Here is a 17,936-nt window from a genome sequence, read left to right as displayed (position 1 = left end):
CCCGTGCCGGGGACGGAGACGCGGACGGCATGGGACACCTCACGGACGGCGCTGTACGGGCGGGACGACGGCAACAGCCAGCGGCGGCAAGGGCCAAGGGCACCGGCCGACGGCAACCTTAGTCGTCACTCCGCCGATCCGGTGAAATGCTCTCTGACAAGTGACTGTACGACGGTGACATCCTGGGCGATCAGGGCGTCGAGCAGGGCGGTGTGTTCCGCGGCGTCGGCCACGAGGTCGCCGTGCCGGGTCACCGGGCCGCTCACCAGGGGCCACTGGGAGCGGCGGTGCAGGTCGTCGGCGACGGTGAGGAGCTGTTCGTTCCCGGCGAGGGAGAGGACGGCGCGGTGGAAGGCGCGGTCGGCCTCGGCGTAGTGGGCGCGGTCGCCGCGGGCTGCCGCGGCCCCGGTGGCCTCGGCGAGCGGCCGGAGCTCGGCCCAGCGGGCGGCGGGGACCGTGCGGGCGAGTCGGAGCATGATCGGGATCTCGATGAGCGCGCGGACCTCGGCCAGCTCGGCCAGCTCGCGGGGGGTGCGCTCGGTGACCCGGAAGCCGCGGTTCGGCACGACCTCGACGGCGCCTTCGACGGCGAGCTGCTGCATGGCCTCGCGCACGGGGGTCGCGGAGACGCCGAAGCGCTCGGCGAGGACGGGGGCGGAGTACACCTCGCCGGGGACCAGCTCGCCGCCGACGAGGGCCGTGCGCAGGGCCTGGAGGATCTGGCCGCGGACGGAGTGGCGCTGGACGGTGCGGGGGGCGGCGAGGCCGGACCCGGGCATCACGGCCGCCTCGCCGTGGACGGGCGCGCCCGGGGTGGGCGTACGGCCGGCCGGCGCGCCGTGGACGGGCGCACCGTGCACCTGCGCACCGTGGACGGGCGGCCTGTGGAGGGGCTCACTGTGGGTGTGTTCGCCGCGCGCCGACTCCCCGCGGCCCTGCTCCGGGACCCGCGCCGCGCCGTCCTGCGGCGGGAGCGGACGGTCGGCCGCCCGCTCGCGCGCTCTGCCCTGCTCCACCCGGGTCCTCCTGCGGGGTCGTGCCGGGCCTGGCTCGCGATACCGAGGCCCCCTGTGCACCATAGGCGGACAGGGCTGCAGTTCAAACATCGATCGTGTCGGGTAAGGTAAGGCTAACCTGCTAACGATCGCGATTCGGTGGTCCCCGTATGGCCCTCCCCGCTCTGCTCCCCGCCCCGTTCACCTCGCCCGTCGCGGCCTCGTACGCCCGCCTCGGCGAGGTGTTCCCCGGCCTGCGGATAGAGGAGCTCGGCGATGGCGAGGACTCGCCACGCGGGGCCGGCTGGGTGGGCGCGGACGAACTCGCGGGCGGCGGCGCCGCCCTCGACGCCTTCCTCGCCTGGGACAACGCGCAGGTGCTGCGGGACTACGGCCGGCAGGCCCGCCCCGACGTGGTGGCCGGCTTCGGACTGCACCGGTACGCCTGGCCCGCCTGCCTCCTGGTCACGGTCCCCTGGTTCCTGCACCGCCGCGTGCCGCGGCTGCCCGTCCGGAGCGTGGCCTTCCAGCGGGCCCTCGGACGGATGACCGTCCGGATCGAGGAGTTCGCCTGCCTGCCGGACGACCCCGCCGCGGCCCTTCCCGGCGCCCGGGTCGTCGCGGACGAGGAGGCCCTGCGCGCCGAGGTCAGGAGCGCGCTCGCCGAACACTTCGAGTCCGTCCTGGCCGGCTTCGGCCCGCGCATGCGGCGCGGGAAGCGGGCGCTGTGGGGCATGGCGACGGACGAGATCGTCGAGGGCCTCTGGTACGTCGGGGCACTGTTCGGCGAGGAACAGCGGGCGATGGCCGAGCTGGAGCTGCTGCTGCCCGGCACGGCCAAGCCGTACACGGGATCCGCGGGCTTCCGCGAGCTGCCCGGCGCCGAGGCGTCCGACGGAACGCCCCGCACCACCCGGGACCGCGCCGCGTGCTGCTTCTTCTACACCCTGCGCCCCGAGGACACCTGTCTGACGTGTCCGCGTACGTGTGACGCCGAGCGGGTCCGCCGGCTCACCGAGGCCGCCTGACCGTCGTACGGATTACGCCACTCGTACGGGTGACGTGAATCGAACGCAACTCCCTTGCACCGCGCGTTCGTTCGACCAGATCACCCCTATTCGTATGCCGTCAGGCCCCATTGGCGTGCTCTTGCCGCGAAACCCCGTGAGCGACCTCCGGGGTCGGCCAGTATGGGCGGCCGAAACGCCCTACTGCGATGCAAGGGACACCGCATGAGACTGACCGACATATCACTGGACTGGCTGCTTCCGGGTGGCGTCATGGTGGCCGGAGTCCTGACGGCGGTGGCGGTGCTCGCGCGCGGCAAGCGCGCCGGTGACCAGGCCGCGGCGGAGGACTCCTGGGAGCGCAGTGAGGAACGCCGCCGCCGCAAGGAGGCGATCTACGGGACCGCCTCCTACGTCCTCCTCTTCTGCTGCGCGGCCGTGGCCGCCGCGCTCTCCTTCCACGGTCTGGTCGGCTTCGGCCGCCAGAACCTGAACCTCACCGGGGGCTGGGAGTACCTCGTCCCCTTCGGCCTCGACGGCGCGGCGATGTTCTGCTCGGTCCTCGCGGTGCGCGAGGCGAGCCACGGTGACGCGGCCCTCGGCTCGCGGCTCCTGGTGTGGACGTTCGCGGGCGCGGCCGCCTGGTTCAACTGGGTCCACGCTCCCCGGGGTCTCGGCCACGCGGGTGCCCCGCAGTTCTTCGCGGGCATGTCCCTCTCGGCCGCCGTCCTGTTCGACCGGGCCCTCAAGCAGACCCGCCGGGCGGCGCTGCGCGAGCAGGGCCTGGTGCCCCGGCCGCTGCCGCAGATCCGGATCGTACGGTGGCTGAGGGCGCCCAGGGAGACCTTCGCGGCCTGGTCGCTGATGCTCCTCGAGGGTGTGCGGACCCTGGACGAGGCGGTCGACGAGGTCCGCGAGGACCGGCGCGAGAAGGAGCAGAACCGGCTGCGCAGGCGCGAGCGGGAGAAGCTCGACCGAGCGAGGATCAAGGCGATCAACCGTCAGCACCGGGCCTTCGGTCTGGGACGCGGCGGGGGACGTCAGGTCGAGGTGCCGGCCCTGAACTCCGGCGCGGGCTCCGCGACTCCGTCCGTGGGGACGGCCGTCGCGGAGCCCGCCATAGCGGACCCCGGACAGCTGCCGCTTCGACACCGGCCCTCCCTCCAGGCCGTGAAGGGTACTGAGCCCCGGACGGTGGACCTCACCGCCGAGGACGACACCCAGACGCTGCCCCGGCTCGACTCGCTGGAGCGCAAACTGAAGGACCTGGAGCAGCAGTTCGGCTGAGCAGGCCGACACGGACGGCGGGGCGGCGTGGAGGACTCACGCCGCCCCGCCGTTCAGCTCGAACCACACCACCTTGCCCACGCCGTGGGCCTCCACACCCCAGGAGTCGGCCAGCTCCTGGACCAGCACCAGTCCCCTGCCGTTCGTACCGTCGTCGGCGATCGGTACGCGCGGCTCGGGGATCTTGGAGACGAAGTCCCGCACCTCGACCCGGAGGCTGTCCGGCACGACGGTCGCGGTGACCACGGCGCCGTGATCGGTGTGGATCAGCGCATTGGTGACGAGTTCGCTCGTGAGCAGCTCCGCGACATCGGAGGCGCCCGGTCCGCCCCAGGTCCGCAGCATCCTGCGCAACGCGTGGCGCACCTCCGGCACCGCCGTGAGATCCTCGCATCCCACCTTTCTCAGCAGTTGAGTCGGCTGTCGCGCCTCCCCGGCCATAACCCCCACCCACATGTCGGTACACATCTCCTCGAACAGGTTCACGGAGATGCATGCCCCACCCACCGGGCGGCATTCATACACCGCCCGACTACGAGGGTCACCCGCGCCCATGACCCCGCCGGGGCCCGTTCAGTGCGGGGGCGGCATGGGGTGCAGGGCGTTGGCTGTGGAGCACCCGCCTTCTCCGGGCATCCGCTGGATCCGGGACGGCGACCACACCTCGGTGGCGCCGGGGCCCACCCGGGCGAGCAGGCAGTCCTGTGCGTCGAAGCCGTTGCCCTTGACCGACAGGAGAACGCCCACCTGGTCGCCTTCGGCCTTCACCTCCGTACGGATCGCCGGGTCCATGTCCAGGGCGGCGAGCGCGCGGCGCACCTCGGCCTCGTCCGCCCGGCCGTTCGCCGGTACCCGGGGAAGCTTCACTCGCAGTTGCTCGTACGGCAGCCTGGGCGGTTCGGGTGCCGGGGCGAAGGTCAGCGGAGGCCCTTCGGGGCAGTCCACACCGCTGGGCTCCTCACGCCACTCCGACCTGGGCGACACCCGTATCGAGAAGCAGCGGACCACGGTGATCCGGTCCAGGTCGAACCGCGCGTCGTACGCCGTGCCGGAGGTGCGGACCACGACGTCGACGCCGTCCCCGTCATGGGTCGAGGTACCGGCCAGCTTCAGCACCTCCACGCCGTCGAGGCCGGAAGCGGAGCGTCCGACCTCCTCCGCCGTGCGCGGACGCTGGCTGTAGAGCCGCTCACCGGCCTTCTGCGCCACCTCCCGGGCGGCATCCGCCGCTTCGTCCTCCGAGTTCTGCATCAGTCCGCAGCCCGTGACGAACAGCAGCAGCGGTGCGAGCAGCAGCAGTCGGCGCATGCGTCCAGCCTTCCCGGTGCCGCCCTCAGGCGGCCATCCGCTCGACTACTCATATCGGAGTGGGTGATTGTACGAAGCCGGGGGCTCAGGCCAGGGCGGCGGCCAGCAGGGCGAAGGCGGCGATGATGACGGCCACGCGGACGTAGTGGAGGCGGTCCCAGCGCTTCATCTGCTCCTTCCAGTCGGCGGGCCGGGTGTCGGGGGTCCAGTTCTTGCCCCGGTTGTTGATGGGGACGAGCAGCAGGATCGACATGATCATGCTGACGATCAGCAGGGCGCCGGCGGTGACGACCAGGCCGGTGCCGGGGTCGTTCCATGCCGCGGCGGCCCAGGCCGCGACGAGGACGAGCGAGGTGATGTACCAGACCGGCATCACGGCGCCGAGCATCCGGCCCCCGTGGGAGCGGCCGAGCTGGCCGCTGTCCTCCGGAAGTGCGCCGAGGATCGGGTTGAGGACGAAGGCGACGGAGAACTCCACCCCCACCATCACGCCGACGACCACGGTGGTGACGACCTCGAGTGCGTTGAGCATGACGACCCCTCCTGGGATCTAGCGCCGCTAGATGACGTTAGCAACGCTAGCGCTGCTCACGCTCGATTGTCTAGCGGTGCTAGAATCGGAGCATGTCGGTACAGGAACGCAAGGAACGCGAACGGGCGGTCCGCGAGCGCCTCATCGTGGCCACGGCCCGCGAACTCGCCGAGGAGCAGGGCTGGGACGCGGTCACCACCCGCCTGCTCGCCGAGCGCATCGAGTACAGCCAGCCCGTTCTCTACAGCCACTTCCGCGGCAAACGCGAGATCATCGGCGCCGTCGCCCTGGAGGGCGCCGCCGAGATGGCCGCGGCACTGCGGGCCGCGACCTCGGCCGCGGACGGTCCGCGCGCCCGGGTCGCCGCGCTCGCCCGCGCCTACCTCGACTTCTCCGAACGCAACCCGGCGGTCTACGACGCCATGTTCCAGCTCGACGGCGGGCTGGCGTTCGCGAAGGAGGACACCCCGGAGCCACTGAAGGACGCGTTCGCCGCCCTCGTGGAGAGCCTCGGCGAGGTCGCCGGTGACGGCGTCCATCCGGCGATGTTCACCGAGGTCTTCTGGGCCGCCCTCCACGGGCTGGCGACCCTGACCCAGGCCGGCCGTCTGCCGCCGGAGGACGCCGGCCGCAGGGTGGAGCTGCTGGTGGACCGGCTCCCCGTGGTCTGACGCACCGCGGTCGCCGGGGAGACGCCCTAGGGGCGGGGGACGTTCCGCAGGTTGGAGCGGGCCATCTGGAGCATGCGGCCCACTCCGCCGTCCAGGACGATCTTGCTTGCCGAGAGGGCGAAGCCGGAGACCATCTCGCGGCTGATCTTCGGGGGGATCGAGAGCGCGTTGGGGTCGGTCACGATGTCGACGAGCGCCGGGCCCTTGTGCCGGAAGGCGTCCTTGAGGGCGCCCGCGAGGTGCTTGGGCTTCTCCACGCGGACGCCGTAGGCGCCCGCCGCGCGGGCCACAGCGGCGAAGTCGGGGTTGCGGTTGGTCGTGCCGTACGACGGAAGGCCGGCGACCAGCATCTCCAACTCGACCATGGAGAGCGCGGAGTTGTCGAACAGCACGACCTTCACCGGCAGGTCGTACTGGACCAGGGTGAGGAAGTCGCCCATCAGCATCGAGAACCCGCCGTCGCCGGACATCGAGATCACCTGACGGCCCCGGTCCGTGAACTGCGCGCCGATGGCCTGCGGCAGGGCGTTCGCCATCGAGCCGTGCGAGAAGGAGCCGATGATCCGGCGACGGCCGTTGGGCGAGACGTAGCGCGCGGCCCAGACGTTGCACATGCCCGTGTCGACGGTGAACACCGCGTCGTCGTCGGCCAGTTCGTCGAGGACCGAGGCGACGTACTCCGGGTGGATCGGGACGTGCTTCTCCACCTTGCGGGTGTACGCCTTGACGACGCCTTCGAGCGCGTCGGCGTGCTTCTTGAGCATCTTGTCCAGGAAGCGGCGGTCCGACTTCGCCCGTACCCGCGGGGTGAGGCAGCTCAGCGTCTCCCGGACATCGCCCCAGACCGCCAGGTCGAGCTTGGAGCGGCGGCCGAGCCGCTCGGGCCGGACGTCCACCTGGACGATTCTGACGTCGTCCGGCAGGAAGGCGTTGTACGGGAAGTCCGTGCCGAGCAGGATCAGCAGATCGCACTCGTGGGTGGCCTCGTAGGCCGCCCCGTAACCCAGCAGCCCGCTCATCCCCACGTCGAACGGGTTGTCGTACTGGATCCACTCCTTGCCGCGCAGCGCGTGCCCGACGGGCGCCTTCACCCGCTCGGCGAACTGCATCACCTCGGCGTGCGCCCCGGCCGTACCGCTGCCGCAGAACAGCGTCACCCGTTCGGCCTCGTCGATCATCCGGGCCAGGGCGGTGATCTCTGCGTCGCTCGGGCGGACGGTGGGCCGGGAGGTGACGAGCGCGGTCTCCCACGTCTTGTCCGGGGCCGGTTCGGAGGCGATGTCGCCCGGCAGCGAGACGACGCTGACCCCGCCCTGCCCGATGGCGTGCTGGATGGCCGTCTGGAGCAGCCGGGGCATCTGGCGGGGGTTGGAGATCAGCTCGCTGTAGTGGCTGCACTCGGAGAAGAGCCGGTCCGGGTGGGTCTCCTGGAAGTAGCCGAGGCCGATCTCGCTGGAGGGGATGTGCGAGGCGAGCGCCAGGACCGGGGCCATCGAGCGGTGCGCGTCGTACAGGCCGTTGATCAGGTGCAGGTTGCCCGGGCCGCAGGAGCCCGCGCACGCCGCGAGGCGACCGGTGATCTGCGCCTCGGCTCCCGCGGCGAAGGCGGCGGTCTCCTCGTGCCGGACCTGGATCCAGTCGATGTCGGGCGTACGGCGGATGGCGTCGACGACGGGGTTCAGGCTGTCGCCGACGACTCCGTACAGCCGCCGGACGCCCGCCCGGACGAGGATGTCGACGAACTGTTCTGCGACGTTCTGCTTGGCCATGGGTCCATCAACCCATGGGGCGGACCGTTACGCCTCCCAGACGGCCACGCCCGTACGGTCGTCGGCGTACCCCTTCACGCGGAGCTGGGTGTCGGCCAGGAAGGCCGCGAGCCCGGGCGGCTCGGGGGCCGCCCAGCGCTCCGCGAGCTCCTTGGCGAGGGCGGGCTCGCCGCGCATCGGCTCGGCGAGGCCGTTCGAGGCGAGGAGGAGGGTGTCACCGGGGCGGGCGACGGAGGCCCGGAAGCGGAACGGTTCGGCGGGCGGCGCGGGCGCGCCGGGGCCCGAGTCCCCCCAGGAGGGGACCGGCGGAGGCTCCTCGGCCGAGGGGGCGCCCGGCGGGCCGGTGACGTTGAGTCTCATGGTCGCGCGGTCGCCCTCCGCCGTCTCCGCGGGAGGTGAGCCGAAACCGACGACGGGCGCGCCGGCGAGCGCGGCGGGCTCCGGGAGCAGGGGCTCGATGTCCTGCCAGGCGCCGTCGCGGAGGCGGAAGAGACCGCCCGCGCCGATGCCGAAGAAGACGCGCGTGCGGCAGGCGGGGTCGGCGGAGAGCAGCAGGCAGCGCAGGCCTGCCGTGTACTCCTCCGTACTCACGCCCAGTTCGGCCGCGCGGGCCCGCAGCTTTCCGTAGGTGCGGGCGGTGAGCCGGTGGAGCCCCGACTTCAGGTCGCCGCGCCGGCCGGAGCGGATGTCCTCGGAGAGCCGGACGTGGCTGCGGCCGACGGCCTCGCCGATCCAGCGGCAGGTGTCGGCCGCGGCGAGATGGGCGGCCTCGGCGGCGCGGGCGCCGCTCGCCACGGCGACGAGGACGAGCGCGGCCTCCTCCTGCCCGAACCGGGCGGTGAGCAGGGCGTCCCTGCGGGGTTCGCCGCGGTAGCGGGCGGAGTCGCCGCGCTGCGAGGCGGCGCGCAGGGTGTACGAGCCGTAGCGCGCGCCGTCGAGGACGGTGTCGGCGACCAGTTCGCCCAGCTCTCCGGGCCGGGCCGGGGGGAGAGCGGTGGGCTCGGCCTCGTAGGTGGGCGGGCGGTTGCCGATGTGGGCGGTACGGGGGCGGGGCACGGGCACGGCGTCCGCCTCGGGCGGGGCGGGCGGCCGCGCGTCCGGCGTCGGGTCCGCCGCCGGTTCCGTCCGCGGAGCCGTCCTCGGGTCGGGCGCCGCCACTCGGGGCGGGGGCGCCGCGAAGGAGCGTGGTTCAGGGGTGGCGCCGGGGTCGTCGAGCGGCTCCCAGGGGGCACGGGGCGGCAGCGGCGCCGGGCTCGGCGCTCCGTCCGCCGTCCGGGGGGCCGAGGGCGGGGCCGGTGTCGTGGCCGGGAACTCCGTGGCCGGGGCCTGCGTCGTGGCCGGAAGCGCCGCGGTCGGGAGCTCCGTCGTCGCCTGCGAGGCGGAGTCGAAGCGGTCGTCGAGCGTGTCGCCCGTCGTGGTCGGTGCCGTGTCCGGTGCCGACTCGTCGTAGAGCTTGTCCCACCAGTTGTCCCCCTGCTGAGTCATGCCCTTATTGTCCACCGCGCGGGCCGCCAGAAAACGGGACATGACGAAAAAGGGGTCCGCCGGGCGACCCCACCCCCCACGGGAAGGACGCCCGGCGGACCGGCGTGATCAGCGCACGTCGTAAGCGCGGACCACGGTCTGGGTGACGGAGTTGCCGTTGGCATCCGTCAGTTCGGACTTCAGGGTGACCGGCTTGCCGGCCGCGCCCGCGTGGTTCACGGTCGCGGTCCAGGCGCCGTCCTGCCGCGAGACCTGCGCCTCCGTCCAGGTCGCGCCTCCGTCGTAGGAGTACGAGAGCCTGGCCGAGGTGAGCGCGGCTGCCTGGTAGCCCGCGTGACCCGTCGCGCTGAGGCCGATCTTCTGGCCGTCGGTCGCGGCGAGGGTCTTGAGTCCGTCCTCCGGAAGGGTGTACCGGGGGAAGAGAATCGGGATGCCTTGAGAGTAGACGTTCTCGTCGGCCTGGGAAGTGAATTCCCACACCGAGTTGACGGATGTGGAGCGGTCCCACACCTTGCTGCCGATCTTCATGGTGTTCTGTTCGAGCGTGTACGCACCGCGCTCGGACGGAACTTCGAAGACCCCGAACGGCCATCCGGTCTCGCCGAGCAACTCCCCGTCCCTGCTCAACCGGAGGTTGCCGATGTCCCCGAAGGACCCGGGCTGGGAGTAGTGGGTGCCGTCGCCCCACAGGGAGTCCGCGAAGCCGATCAGGTCGCCCTGGCGTTCGGCGACGAGGACGGGCTCACCGGACGCGTCCTGCGGCGCGGTCGGCGCGACGACACCGTCGTACCAGCGCTCGGTACGCCTCTCCCCCTCCTTGTAGGCGCGCTGGGCCCCGATCATGAACTCGCCGAAGGGGAAGCTGGAGGAGAGCATCTGGTCCCACCGGGTGTCCCCGGGCGTGTAGTACTCCGTCCGGGTGCCGGGGGCCGGGACCGGCTCGATGGCGCCGAAGTAGACGGCCGTGCCGTTGGGGCGGTAGGCGGCCGCGTTGTCGATGAAGTCGGTGGCCACGCCCATCGAGCCGTAGGTGGACTCGGTGCGGCCAAGCCGGCCGTCGCGGACCCGGTAGGTCCTGTCGTCACGGATCGAACCGGTCTCGGGGAAGGCGAGGTTGTAGAGGTACGGACTCTTCGCCGTGGCCTTCCAGGAGAGGACGACCTCGCCGGCGGAGAGCTTCCCGAGCAGCGCGGCGGCCTCGGCGGAGTCGACGGCGAGGACCGGGAACCCCGCTCCGGTGAAGCCTGCGGTCGGGTACCAGCGGGCGGTCGAGGTGCGGTGGGCGAGGACCGCGACGGCTCCCTCGGCCTTGGCGTTCCGGGCGACCGTGCTCGCGTTGGTGGAGGTGTCGGGGAAGCGGACCAGGGCCACGCGGCCCCGGACGCCGGCCGCCTTCAGCTCCTCCGGGGTTCCGTCGCCCGCGTCGACGAGCCGGGCGGAGCCGGTGCCGTCGAGGTTGTCGGAACCGAGGGAGCCGGTGACCGGGTGCAGGACGGTGCCGTCGCCCGTCTTCAGCTCGGAGATCTGCGGGGCGACGGTGCGCCAGTAGCTGCCGAACTCGAAGTCGCCCTCGTCGGCGCGGCCTTCGACCGAGGCGTAGTAGCCGCGGATCGAGCGCACACCGGCGGCCGAGCCGGAGTGCAGCCAGGTGTCGTCCCAGGAGCGGGCGAACGCCAGGGTGGTGCCGCGCTGTTCACCGGGCTTGTCGGTCTTCACCGCGAGCCTGTGGGCCTTGCGCGCGTCGAGGACGACGGTGGTGTCCTTCTTGACCTCGATCTGCGGCCGGGCCAGGTAGCTGAGCGAGTCGGTCAGCGTGGCGCCCTCGCCGGCGTCGGGGGTGGTGACGAAGGAGGTGAGGAAGTAGCTGCCGGGACGGACCCGGAAGACCTGGTCGGTGGCGCCCTCGTTGAAGCGGCGCTCGCCGCTCGCGGTGTCGGTGCCGATGAGGTCGAGGGACGAGGCGCCGCCGGCGGGCCGGCCCTGACGGTCGATCAGCTTGACCCGCAGGGTGACGGTCTCGGGCTGGACGTAGAGCGAGAACGGCGTCGAGACGTGGACGCCGCCGGGGGCGGTGGCGACCACCCGGCCGGTGACGTCGCCGTACTGGGCGCGCTCCAGGTGGGCGGCCGGATCAAGGTGGAGCGGGACCTCGACGGTCGCGCCGGCCGGGACGGTGACGGTGCGCTTGGCGAGCCGGGCGACGGAGGACCGTACGCGCGAGCCGTCGTTGCCGGTGACGCTCTCGACGGCGAGCGTCAGGGTGACGGCCTCGGCGGAGGTGTTCGTGTACGGGACGGAGACCGAGGTGCGGTCGCTGCCGTCCTGGGGCCAGTTGAAGGTGCCGCCCTGGACGGCGTCGGCGCCGAGGACCGTCTGGTCGACGGCTGCCTTGACGTCGAGCCGCCCGCCGCCGACCTCGCGTACGTCGCCGGGGACGGAGCTCTCGGCGGAGGAGACGAGAGCGGCCTTGATCTGCTGGGCGGTCCAGTCGGGGTGGCGCTGCTTGACGATGGCCGCGGCGCCCGCGACGTGCGGGGTGGCCATCGACGTGCCGGACATGGCCTGGTAGGCGTACACGCCCCGGCCGCCCGCCGCCGCGGCGGATATGCCGACGCCGGGGGCCGCGATCTCCGGCTTGAGGGTGTGACCGAGCGTCGTCGGGCCGCGGCTGGAGAAGTACGCGGTGGAGTCGTCGCGGTCGGTCGCGCCGACGGTGAGGACGCTCGGCGCGCAGCCCGGCGAGGAGACCGTGTTGAGCGAGGGGCCGGTGTTCCCGGCGGCGACGACGAACAACGTGCCCTCGTTCTGGGCGAGTTCCTCGGCGGCGATGCTCATGGGGTCGGTGCAGTCGGTCTCGGCGGGGTTGCCGAGACTCATGGAGACGACGTCGGCGCCCTGGGCGACGGCCCACTCCATGCCGGCGATGATCCAGGAGGTGGCGCCGGAGCCGGAGTCGTTCAGGACCTTGCCGTTGAGCAGGTCCGCGCCGGGCGCCACACCCTTCTTCTTTCCGCCGCTCGCCGCGCCGGAGCCGCCGACCGTGGAGATCGTGTGGGTGCCGTGGCCCTGGCGGTCGTCGGCGGTGTCGGAGTCGGTGAAGTTCTCCGAGGCGACGACCCGACCCTTGAGGTCGGGGTGCTCGACGTCGGCGCCGGTGTCGAGGACGGCGACCTTGGTCCCCTTGCCGTCGAAGCCGGCGGCCCAGGCCTCGGGCGCGTGGACCTGCTTCGTCGAGCGCTCCAGGGTGGCCTGAACCTTGCGGTCGAGCCAGAGCTTCTTCAGACCGGAGGCGGACCGGGCGGCGGGGGTGTTCACGTCTGCCCAGAAGGCGGAGGCCTGCTTCTTGTCCGCCGTGAGCGCGACGCCGTCGACGGTCTCGAGGACCTGGCCGCGCCGGGCGCCGCGCGGGGCGGCCGGGACGGAGCGGGCGAGGTCGGAGCCGTAGACCGCGATCAGGGGAAGCGAGGCGGTGCCGGCGTCGTCGTACCCCTGCCGGATCAGGCCCGTGACGTTGAAGAGCTCCTCGTCGACGCGGCCCGCGGCGAGGGCGGTGGTGGCGCCCTCGGGGTAGACGTACAGGTCCGGGCCCGAGCGGCGCGTCTGGACGAAGGGCACCGTCCCGTCCTCGCGGGGCAGCGCGGAGGCGGCCGGGTTCCCGGCGGCGTCACGGGTGACGACGACCCGGTCGCCCGTGACCAGCGTGACGGTGGCGGCCCGCCCCCCGGCGCGGGCCTGGGCCTCGCTGCCGACCAGCGGTCGATTGCGGGTCGTGTCGTCCTGCGGCGCGGCTGCCGTGGACGGCGCGACCGCGGTGACGGCCAGGACGGCGGCGGTCGCCGCCCCCAGGGCCGTACGCGAAATCGGGCGCATCGCTCTCCCCATCTGAATCCGGACCAAGGCAGGCAAAATCCCCCGGCCCGGAGGCTGTTGGTGCTGCGGTGACGCCACATTGGCAGAGGTGAGGGTGGTGCAGGGATGATGTGCGCGGCGGGAATACGTCGTGGCCGATTTCCGCCAGAGCACCAACGGAACGAATGCGTCCGGTGAACGTCCCGGGAATGTCCGGGACGCCCCAGGACGTCCCGGGCGAGGGGTGGGCAGCGATGCTGGGAGCGATAGGTCTCGACGAACGGCAGGAGTCGGCGTACCGCGCGCTCGTCGCGCTGGGGGCTGCGGAGGTCGCGGACCTGGCGCACCGCCTCGGCCTGCCCGAGACGGACACCGAGCGGGCGCTGCGGCGCCTGGAGTCACAGGGCCTGGCCGCGCAGTCCTCGGCACGGACCGGGCGGTGGGTCGCGGCCCCGCCGGGGGTGGCCCTGGGCGCGCTGCTGACGCAGCAGCGGCACGAGTTGGAGCAGGCCGAGCTGGCGGCGGCGCTCCTCGCGGAGGAGTACCGGGCGGAGGCGGCGGAGCCGGCCGTCCACGACCTGGTGGAGGTGGTGACCGGCGCGAGCGCCGTCACCCACCGCTTCCTCCAGCTCCAGCTGGGCGCGACCGACGAGGTCTGCGCGCTGGTGACCGGCAAGCCCATCGCGGTCTCCGGGATGGAGAACGACGCGGAGGAGCTGGCGGCGGGGCGGGGCGTCTCCTACCGGGTCGTCATCGAGCGGGAGGTGCTGAGCCTGCCTTCGGGGATCGTCGAGCTGTCGGCCGCACTCGGCCGTGAGGAGCAGATCCGGGTGGTCGACCGGGTCCCGACCAAGCTGGTGGTCGCGGACCGCGCGCTGGCGATGGTCCCGCTGACGGGCCGCGGCGCGGAGCCCGCGGCGCTCGTGGTGCACGCGAGCGGGCTCCTGGAGTCGCTGATGGGCCTCTTCGAGGCGGTCTGGCGCGACGCGCTGCCGCTTCGGCTCGGGGCGGGCGCGCAGATCACGCAGGCGGAGGTGCCGGGCCCCGACGTGACGGACCTGGAGATCCTCTCGCTGCTCCTGGCCGGCATGACGGACGCGAGCGTGGCCAAGCAGCTGGACCTGGGCCTGCGGACGGTTCAGCGCCGGGTGAAGGGCCTGATGGAGCTGTCGGGTGTGACGACCCGGCTGCAGCTGGGCTGGCACGCCTACGAGAAGGGGTGGGTGGCCCGCAGATAGGAGGCGAGGGGCGCCGAGCGGGCTGGGGCCGCGCGGGGGGTACGTACGGGTGCCGGGCCCCCCGTACGTACCCTGCGACCTGCGCGGAGATCATGGGTCCTGCACGCTGGGCAGATGGGTGTGTGGCAGCTGTTGCTCGTCGCGATGGTGATGCTGCTCGGCCTGTTCGGGGTACTGGCTCCCGGCGTGCCGGGGCCGTGGCTGGTGTGGGCGGCCATGCTCTGGTGGGCGCTGCACGAGCAGAGCGGGCTCGCCTGGATCCTGCTCGTCGCCTCGACCGCGCTGCTCCTGCTCACCCAGGTGGTGGTGTGGCTCCTGCCGCAGCGCCGGATCCGGGGCGTCGGCATCACCCGGCGGATGGTGACGTACGCCGGGGTCGGGGCGTTCCTCGGCTTCTTCCTGATCCCCGTGATCGGCGCCGTCCCCGGTTTCATCGGCGGGATCTACCTCTGCGAACGGCTCCGCCTGGGCGGGCACGGCCAGGCCAGGGCGTCCACGAGGACCGTCATGCGGGCGGCCGGGACGAGCATCCTGGTGGAGATGTTCGCCTGCCTGCTGATCGTCGGCGCGTGGGCAGGCGCGGTGCTCTGGGGCTGAACCCGGTGCGGGAGCCGGGGCTGGGGAGCCGGGGTTGCCGGGGTTGGGCCCGGACCGAACCAGGACCGGGGCCTCGGACCTAGGTCCGCAGGCCCGTGCGCGGTCGGCCGGATCGCCGATGCGCCGCGCGGAGGCCGGGAGCCATGCTGGCCGTATGAGGGATTTCGAGGGATTCAGCGTCGCCGAGCTCGCCTACCTCCGCACGCAGCGCCTCGGCCGCATGGCCACGGTCGACCCCACGGGTCAGCCGCAGGCCAATCCGGTCGGCTTCTTCCCCCAGGAGGACGGCACGGTCCTGGTCGGCGGACTCGCGATGGGCCGCTCGAAGAAGTGGCGCAACCTCCGCGCCAACCCCAAGGTGGCGCTGGTCGTCGACGATCTCGCGAGCGTCCGGCCGTGGCGGGTGCGCGGGGTGGAGATCCGGGGCGTGGCCGAGCTGCGGGTGGGGCCGCACGAGCTCGGCCCGCATTTCAGCGAGGAGGTGATCCGGATCCACCCGCACCGGATCCACAGCTGGGGCCTTCCGGAGGTCACGGACCCTTCGGAAGATCGATCTGGTACTTGATGAAGCCGGTGTCGCGGGCGACCTTGTCGTAGAGCCGCCGGGCGGTGGTGTTGGACGCCTGGGTGTTCCAGTAGACCCGGTCGCAGCCCTGCTCCTTCGCCCACTCGGTCACCGCGGCGATCAGGGCGCGCGCCACGCCTCGGCCGCGCGCGTCGGGGTCGGTGAACAGGTCCTGGAGGTAGCACACGTCCGGCCCGGAGGTGCTGGGGTGGACGAAGAAGTGGGTGAAGCCGACGAGGCGCCCGTCGAGCCGTGCCGCCCGCGCGTGGACCCGCGCGCCCTCCCGGAAGGCGTTCCACGCCCGCTCGTACAGGGCGTCGGGCTCTGTACGGCCGTAGAAGTCGAGGTAGGCGCGGAAGAGACGCTCCCAGGCGTCGCGGTCGTCGGGTCCGAGAAGGTCTGTTTCGATCATGCGTTCATTGTGACGGCAGGGGCGCGAGCCTCCGGTACTGGTGTGCGTACGACCGCCACGGCCGCCAGGCGTCGGATCCGGACCGAGCGTCCGGGTCCGCCTCCGGGTCCACGACGGGGTGCGCGTCCGGGTCCGCCTCCGGGTCCACGTCGGGGTCGCCGAGGGCCCGCGCACGGATCACGGCCGCGTGGGTGGGGGTCACCCCGGGGACGGCGCGCAGAGCGCGCTCGGACTCGTCGCGGTCGGCGCCCGGATCGAGGCGTACGGCCCCGGCGGCGAGCGCGGTGGCCAACGGGCCGGCCTGAGGGTGGCCGGTGAGCGCGGCGGGCTCGGGGAAGAGGTGCGTGAGGCCGCCGCAGGCGTTCTCCAGGGGGGTGCCCAGGGCCGGGACCAGCCGCGCCGCCTCGTCGGGGCCGACGACGGTCCGTAGCGCGAACTCCTCCGGGTCGGCCGCACCCGGCGACCGCAGTCCGGGACGGGCGGCGACCCGCTCGGCGAGCACCGGGTCGGCGCCGAGGCGCTCCGCGACGGCGTAGGGGTCGGCGTCCAGGTCGAGGAGGCGGCGCAGCCGCTGGACGGCGGTGGTCAGGTCGCGGAGGTCGGAGAGGTGGATCCGGGCCTCCAGCCAGGCTCCTGCGGAGCGCTCGTCGACGGAGACGATGCCGGTGCCGTACGGGAGGCGGAGCGTACGGCGGTAGGTGCGGGCTCCGGGGGCGCCGAGCACCTCCTCGACGCCGGGGAGGGCCTCGGCGGCGAGCAGGTCGAAGACCTCGCGGGCGGCGTACGGGCCCCGGTGCGCGAGCCGCAGCGGCACGCCGGCGGCCAGCGCGGTACGGGGTCCGGCGCCGGTACCGGACTCGGCGCGCAGCTCGGTGGGGGTACGGGCGTAGATGCGGCGGATCGTGTCGTTGAACTGGCGCACGCTGGCGAAGCCGGACGCGAAGGCGATCTCGGTGACGGGCAGCCCGGTGGTCTGCAGGAGCAGCCGGGCGGTGTGGGCGCGCTGGGCGCGGGCGAGGGCGACGGGGCCCGCGCCGAGTTCGGCGGTGAGCTGGCGCTGCACCTGGCGGGGGCTGTAGCCGAGGCGTCCGGCGAGGCCGGGGACGCCTTCGCGGTCGACGACGCCGTCTCCGATCAGCCGCATGGCGCGCCCGACGACGTCGGCGCGGACGTTCCACTCGGCGGAACCGGGCACGGCGTCCGGCCGGCAGCGCCGACAGGCCCGGAATCCGTGGCCCTGAGCGGCGGCGGCGGTGGGGAAGAACGTGACGTTCTTCCGCTTGGGGGTGACGGCGGGGCAGCTGGGCCGGCAGTAGATGCCGGTGGTCTCGACGGCGAAGAAGAACGCCCCGTCGAACCGCGCGTCCCGACTGCTGACCGCCTCGTACCGCATGTCCTCGGCCGCGGCGGTCCCGGTTTCCTGATGCCTCACACCACCCAGTGTGCGGGACCACGACGCCCCGGCCTGGCGGCTTTCGGACACCACGCTGGAGCCGGGGGGGCAGCCCCGGTCGGCTCAGCGGCAGCCGAGCGCGCGGCGAGTTCGCGGGGGGGTGCCTCTATGTCCTTCGTCAAGGTGTGACCATGGGCCGCAGTCGGCAACTCTTGAGCACCCCGGCAACCATTCCGGCTCGACGGGGGTCCTCCGTACCAGGCCCCGCTCGGGGCCATCGACGCAAGGGGGAGGAGCTTCATGGGGGTCCGCAGGGCAGCGAAAGGCGTCGGTGACTTCCTGGTCGAGACGGTGGGAGAAGCCGTCGCCGAGGTGATCCTCAGCCTGCTCGCTTGTGCCCTGCTCGGCTGTCTGGCTCTGATCGCCTACCTGAGCTGGTCCCTCAGCCCGCGCTTCACCGTCGCGGGGGCCGGGCTGCTCAGCCTCCTCCTCGCCCACGGCGCCTGGCAGTCCTTCCGCACCCCCGCGAAGGGGCGCCGTCGGGGCCTCGCCGCCCTGACCGCTGTCGGTTTCACCGTGACCGCCATGACGACCCTCTTCCTGCTGCTCTACTCCACAGGATGCGACTGCCTGTGAGGCCGTCTGGTTCAGCTACGCAGGTCCGAGGCCGGTCATGCGGTAGCTGTTTCGGGGACGCGTGACTCGTAGAAGGTGCCGTCGCGGAGCATCACGAACAGGACGCTGATCCGTTGGCGGGCGAGGCGGAGGAGGGCCTGGGTATGGGCCTTGCCGCGGGCGTGTTGCTTGTCGTCGTAGGTGCGGGAGGCC

General features: G+C 72.9%; 16 protein-coding genes. 7 read left to right on the top strand and 9 right to left on the bottom strand.

Annotated elements, in window-relative coordinates; genetic code table 11:
* Window positions 1–125: 125 nt before the first annotated feature.
* The gene (locus ACF1G2_RS35115; RefSeq protein ID WP_391802218.1) at window positions 126–1,016 is read right to left on the bottom strand and encodes a GntR family transcriptional regulator; all 891 of its coding nucleotides are present in this window, start codon (window positions 1,014–1,016) and stop codon (window positions 126–128) included.
* A gap of 149 nt (window positions 1,017–1,165) precedes the next feature.
* On the opposite strand from ACF1G2_RS35115, the gene ACF1G2_RS35110 reads away from it, so the two are divergent.
* Both ACF1G2_RS35110 and ACF1G2_RS35105 read left to right on the top strand, forming a co-directional pair.
* Entirely contained in the window at window positions 1,166–2,023 is an 858-nt protein-coding gene (locus tag ACF1G2_RS35110; RefSeq protein ID WP_391802217.1) for a (2Fe-2S)-binding protein, read from the top strand.
* Between the two features lie 204 nt (window positions 2,024–2,227).
* Window positions 2,228–3,289 carry a DUF2637 domain-containing protein gene (locus ACF1G2_RS35105; protein WP_391802216.1) on the top strand — a complete coding sequence of 354 codons (1,062 nt, stop codon included), beginning with the start codon at window positions 2,228–2,230 and terminating at the stop codon, window positions 3,287–3,289.
* A gap of 36 nt (window positions 3,290–3,325) precedes the next feature.
* Here the strand turns inward: ACF1G2_RS35105 and ACF1G2_RS35100 are convergent, their stop codons facing one another.
* The 3 genes from ACF1G2_RS35100 to ACF1G2_RS35090 form a co-directional block, all read right to left on the bottom strand.
* Window positions 3,326–3,730: an ATP-binding protein gene (locus tag ACF1G2_RS35100; protein WP_391802238.1), complete on the bottom strand. Its 405-nt coding sequence runs from the start codon at window positions 3,728–3,730 to the stop codon at window positions 3,326–3,328.
* A gap of 132 nt (window positions 3,731–3,862) precedes the next feature.
* The gene (locus ACF1G2_RS35095; RefSeq protein WP_391802215.1) at window positions 3,863–4,597 is read right to left on the bottom strand and encodes a translation initiation factor IF-2; all 735 of its coding nucleotides are present in this window, start codon (window positions 4,595–4,597) and stop codon (window positions 3,863–3,865) included.
* An 85-nt stretch (window positions 4,598–4,682) separates the two neighbouring features.
* Complete coding sequence (locus tag ACF1G2_RS35090; RefSeq protein WP_391802214.1) at window positions 4,683–5,129, bottom strand: anthrone oxygenase family protein; 447 nt, start codon at window positions 5,127–5,129, stop codon at window positions 4,683–4,685.
* A gap of 92 nt (window positions 5,130–5,221) precedes the next feature.
* Between ACF1G2_RS35090 and ACF1G2_RS35085 the strand changes: the two genes are divergently transcribed.
* Window positions 5,222–5,800, top strand: coding sequence for a TetR/AcrR family transcriptional regulator (locus tag ACF1G2_RS35085; protein WP_391802213.1), 579 nt, complete (start codon window positions 5,222–5,224; stop codon window positions 5,798–5,800).
* 26 nt (window positions 5,801–5,826) lie between these two features.
* On the opposite strand, the gene ACF1G2_RS35080 is transcribed toward ACF1G2_RS35085, so the two are convergent.
* From ACF1G2_RS35080 to ACF1G2_RS35070, 3 genes are all read right to left on the bottom strand, one after another.
* The gene (locus ACF1G2_RS35080; RefSeq protein ID WP_391802212.1) at window positions 5,827–7,569 is read right to left on the bottom strand and encodes a pyruvate dehydrogenase; all 1,743 of its coding nucleotides are present in this window, start codon (window positions 7,567–7,569) and stop codon (window positions 5,827–5,829) included.
* 27 nt (window positions 7,570–7,596) lie between these two features.
* Window positions 7,597–9,054 carry a protein phosphatase 2C domain-containing protein gene (locus ACF1G2_RS35075; RefSeq protein WP_391802211.1) on the bottom strand — a complete coding sequence of 486 codons (1,458 nt, stop codon included), beginning with the start codon at window positions 9,052–9,054 and terminating at the stop codon, window positions 7,597–7,599.
* Between the two features lie 108 nt (window positions 9,055–9,162).
* Window positions 9,163–12,924: a S8 family serine peptidase gene (locus tag ACF1G2_RS35070; protein WP_391802210.1), complete on the bottom strand. Its 3,762-nt coding sequence runs from the start codon at window positions 12,922–12,924 to the stop codon at window positions 9,163–9,165.
* A 233-nt stretch (window positions 12,925–13,157) separates the two neighbouring features.
* On the opposite strand from ACF1G2_RS35070, the gene ACF1G2_RS35065 reads away from it, so the two are divergent.
* From ACF1G2_RS35065 to ACF1G2_RS35055, 3 genes are all read left to right on the top strand, one after another.
* On the top strand, window positions 13,158–14,141 hold the full coding sequence (locus ACF1G2_RS35065; RefSeq protein ID WP_391802209.1) for a helix-turn-helix domain-containing protein: 984 nt from the start codon (window positions 13,158–13,160) through the stop codon (window positions 14,139–14,141).
* 114 nt (window positions 14,142–14,255) lie between these two features.
* A complete protein-coding gene (locus tag ACF1G2_RS35060) occupies window positions 14,256–14,738 on the top strand; it encodes a DUF456 domain-containing protein (RefSeq protein ID WP_391802208.1) in 483 nt (160 codons plus the stop codon).
* 154 nt (window positions 14,739–14,892) lie between these two features.
* Window positions 14,893–15,303, top strand: coding sequence for a PPOX class F420-dependent oxidoreductase (locus tag ACF1G2_RS35055; protein ID WP_391802207.1), 411 nt, complete (start codon window positions 14,893–14,895; stop codon window positions 15,301–15,303).
* On the opposite strand, the gene ACF1G2_RS35050 is transcribed toward ACF1G2_RS35055, so the two are convergent.
* Entirely contained in the window at window positions 15,269–15,715 is a 447-nt protein-coding gene (locus tag ACF1G2_RS35050) for a GNAT family N-acetyltransferase (RefSeq protein WP_391802206.1), read from the bottom strand. The genes ACF1G2_RS35055 and ACF1G2_RS35050 overlap by 35 nt on opposite strands.
* Before the next feature lie 4 nt (window positions 15,716–15,719).
* Window positions 15,720–17,108 (bottom strand): DNA-3-methyladenine glycosylase 2 family protein, encoded by a 1,389-nt coding sequence (locus ACF1G2_RS35045; protein ID WP_391802237.1) that lies wholly within the window; start codon window positions 17,106–17,108, stop codon window positions 15,720–15,722.
* A gap of 300 nt (window positions 17,109–17,408) precedes the next feature.
* On the opposite strand from ACF1G2_RS35045, the gene ACF1G2_RS35040 reads away from it, so the two are divergent.
* Window positions 17,409–17,744 carry a lysine transporter LysE gene (locus ACF1G2_RS35040; RefSeq protein ID WP_391802205.1) on the top strand — a complete coding sequence of 112 codons (336 nt, stop codon included), beginning with the start codon at window positions 17,409–17,411 and terminating at the stop codon, window positions 17,742–17,744.
* Window positions 17,745–17,936: the final 192 nt, after the last annotated feature.

It is taken from the genome of Streptomyces sp. NPDC013457 (assembly GCF_043089925.1).
Lineage (GTDB): Bacteria > Actinomycetota > Actinomycetes > Streptomycetales > Streptomycetaceae > Streptomyces.
The sequence above is the reverse complement of the archived record's forward strand: the minus strand, read 5'-3'. Positions and strand labels throughout refer to the sequence as shown.

Excerpts from the sequence above, each read along its gene's own strand:
- ACF1G2_RS35110 (WP_391802217.1), top strand. The coding sequence starts at position 1,166 with ATGGCCCTCCCCGCTCTGCTCCCCGCCCCGTTCACCTCGCCCGTCGCG.
- ACF1G2_RS35105 (WP_391802216.1), top strand. The coding sequence starts at position 2,228 with ATGAGACTGACCGACATATCACTGGACTGGCTGCTTCCGGGTGGCGTC.
- ACF1G2_RS35100 (WP_391802238.1), bottom strand. The coding sequence starts at position 3,730 with ATGGCCGGGGAGGCGCGACAGCCGACTCAACTGCTGAGAAAGGTGGGA.
- ACF1G2_RS35095 (WP_391802215.1), bottom strand. The coding sequence starts at position 4,597 with ATGCGCCGACTGCTGCTGCTCGCACCGCTGCTGCTGTTCGTCACGGGC.
- ACF1G2_RS35090 (WP_391802214.1), bottom strand. The coding sequence starts at position 5,129 with ATGCTCAACGCACTCGAGGTCGTCACCACCGTGGTCGTCGGCGTGATG.
- ACF1G2_RS35085 (WP_391802213.1), top strand. The coding sequence starts at position 5,222 with ATGTCGGTACAGGAACGCAAGGAACGCGAACGGGCGGTCCGCGAGCGC.
- ACF1G2_RS35080 (WP_391802212.1), bottom strand. The coding sequence starts at position 7,569 with ATGGCCAAGCAGAACGTCGCAGAACAGTTCGTCGACATCCTCGTCCGG.
- ACF1G2_RS35075 (WP_391802211.1), bottom strand. The coding sequence starts at position 9,054 with ATGACTCAGCAGGGGGACAACTGGTGGGACAAGCTCTACGACGAGTCG.
- ACF1G2_RS35070 (WP_391802210.1), bottom strand. The coding sequence starts at position 12,924 with ATGCGCCCGATTTCGCGTACGGCCCTGGGGGCGGCGACCGCCGCCGTC.
- ACF1G2_RS35065 (WP_391802209.1), top strand. The coding sequence starts at position 13,158 with ATGCTGGGAGCGATAGGTCTCGACGAACGGCAGGAGTCGGCGTACCGC.
- ACF1G2_RS35060 (WP_391802208.1), top strand. The coding sequence starts at position 14,256 with ATGGGTGTGTGGCAGCTGTTGCTCGTCGCGATGGTGATGCTGCTCGGC.
- ACF1G2_RS35055 (WP_391802207.1), top strand. The coding sequence starts at position 14,893 with ATGAGGGATTTCGAGGGATTCAGCGTCGCCGAGCTCGCCTACCTCCGC.
- ACF1G2_RS35050 (WP_391802206.1), bottom strand. The coding sequence starts at position 15,715 with ATGATCGAAACAGACCTTCTCGGACCCGACGACCGCGACGCCTGGGAG.
- ACF1G2_RS35045 (WP_391802237.1), bottom strand. The coding sequence starts at position 17,108 with ATGCGGTACGAGGCGGTCAGCAGTCGGGACGCGCGGTTCGACGGGGCG.
- ACF1G2_RS35040 (WP_391802205.1), top strand. The coding sequence starts at position 17,409 with ATGGGGGTCCGCAGGGCAGCGAAAGGCGTCGGTGACTTCCTGGTCGAG.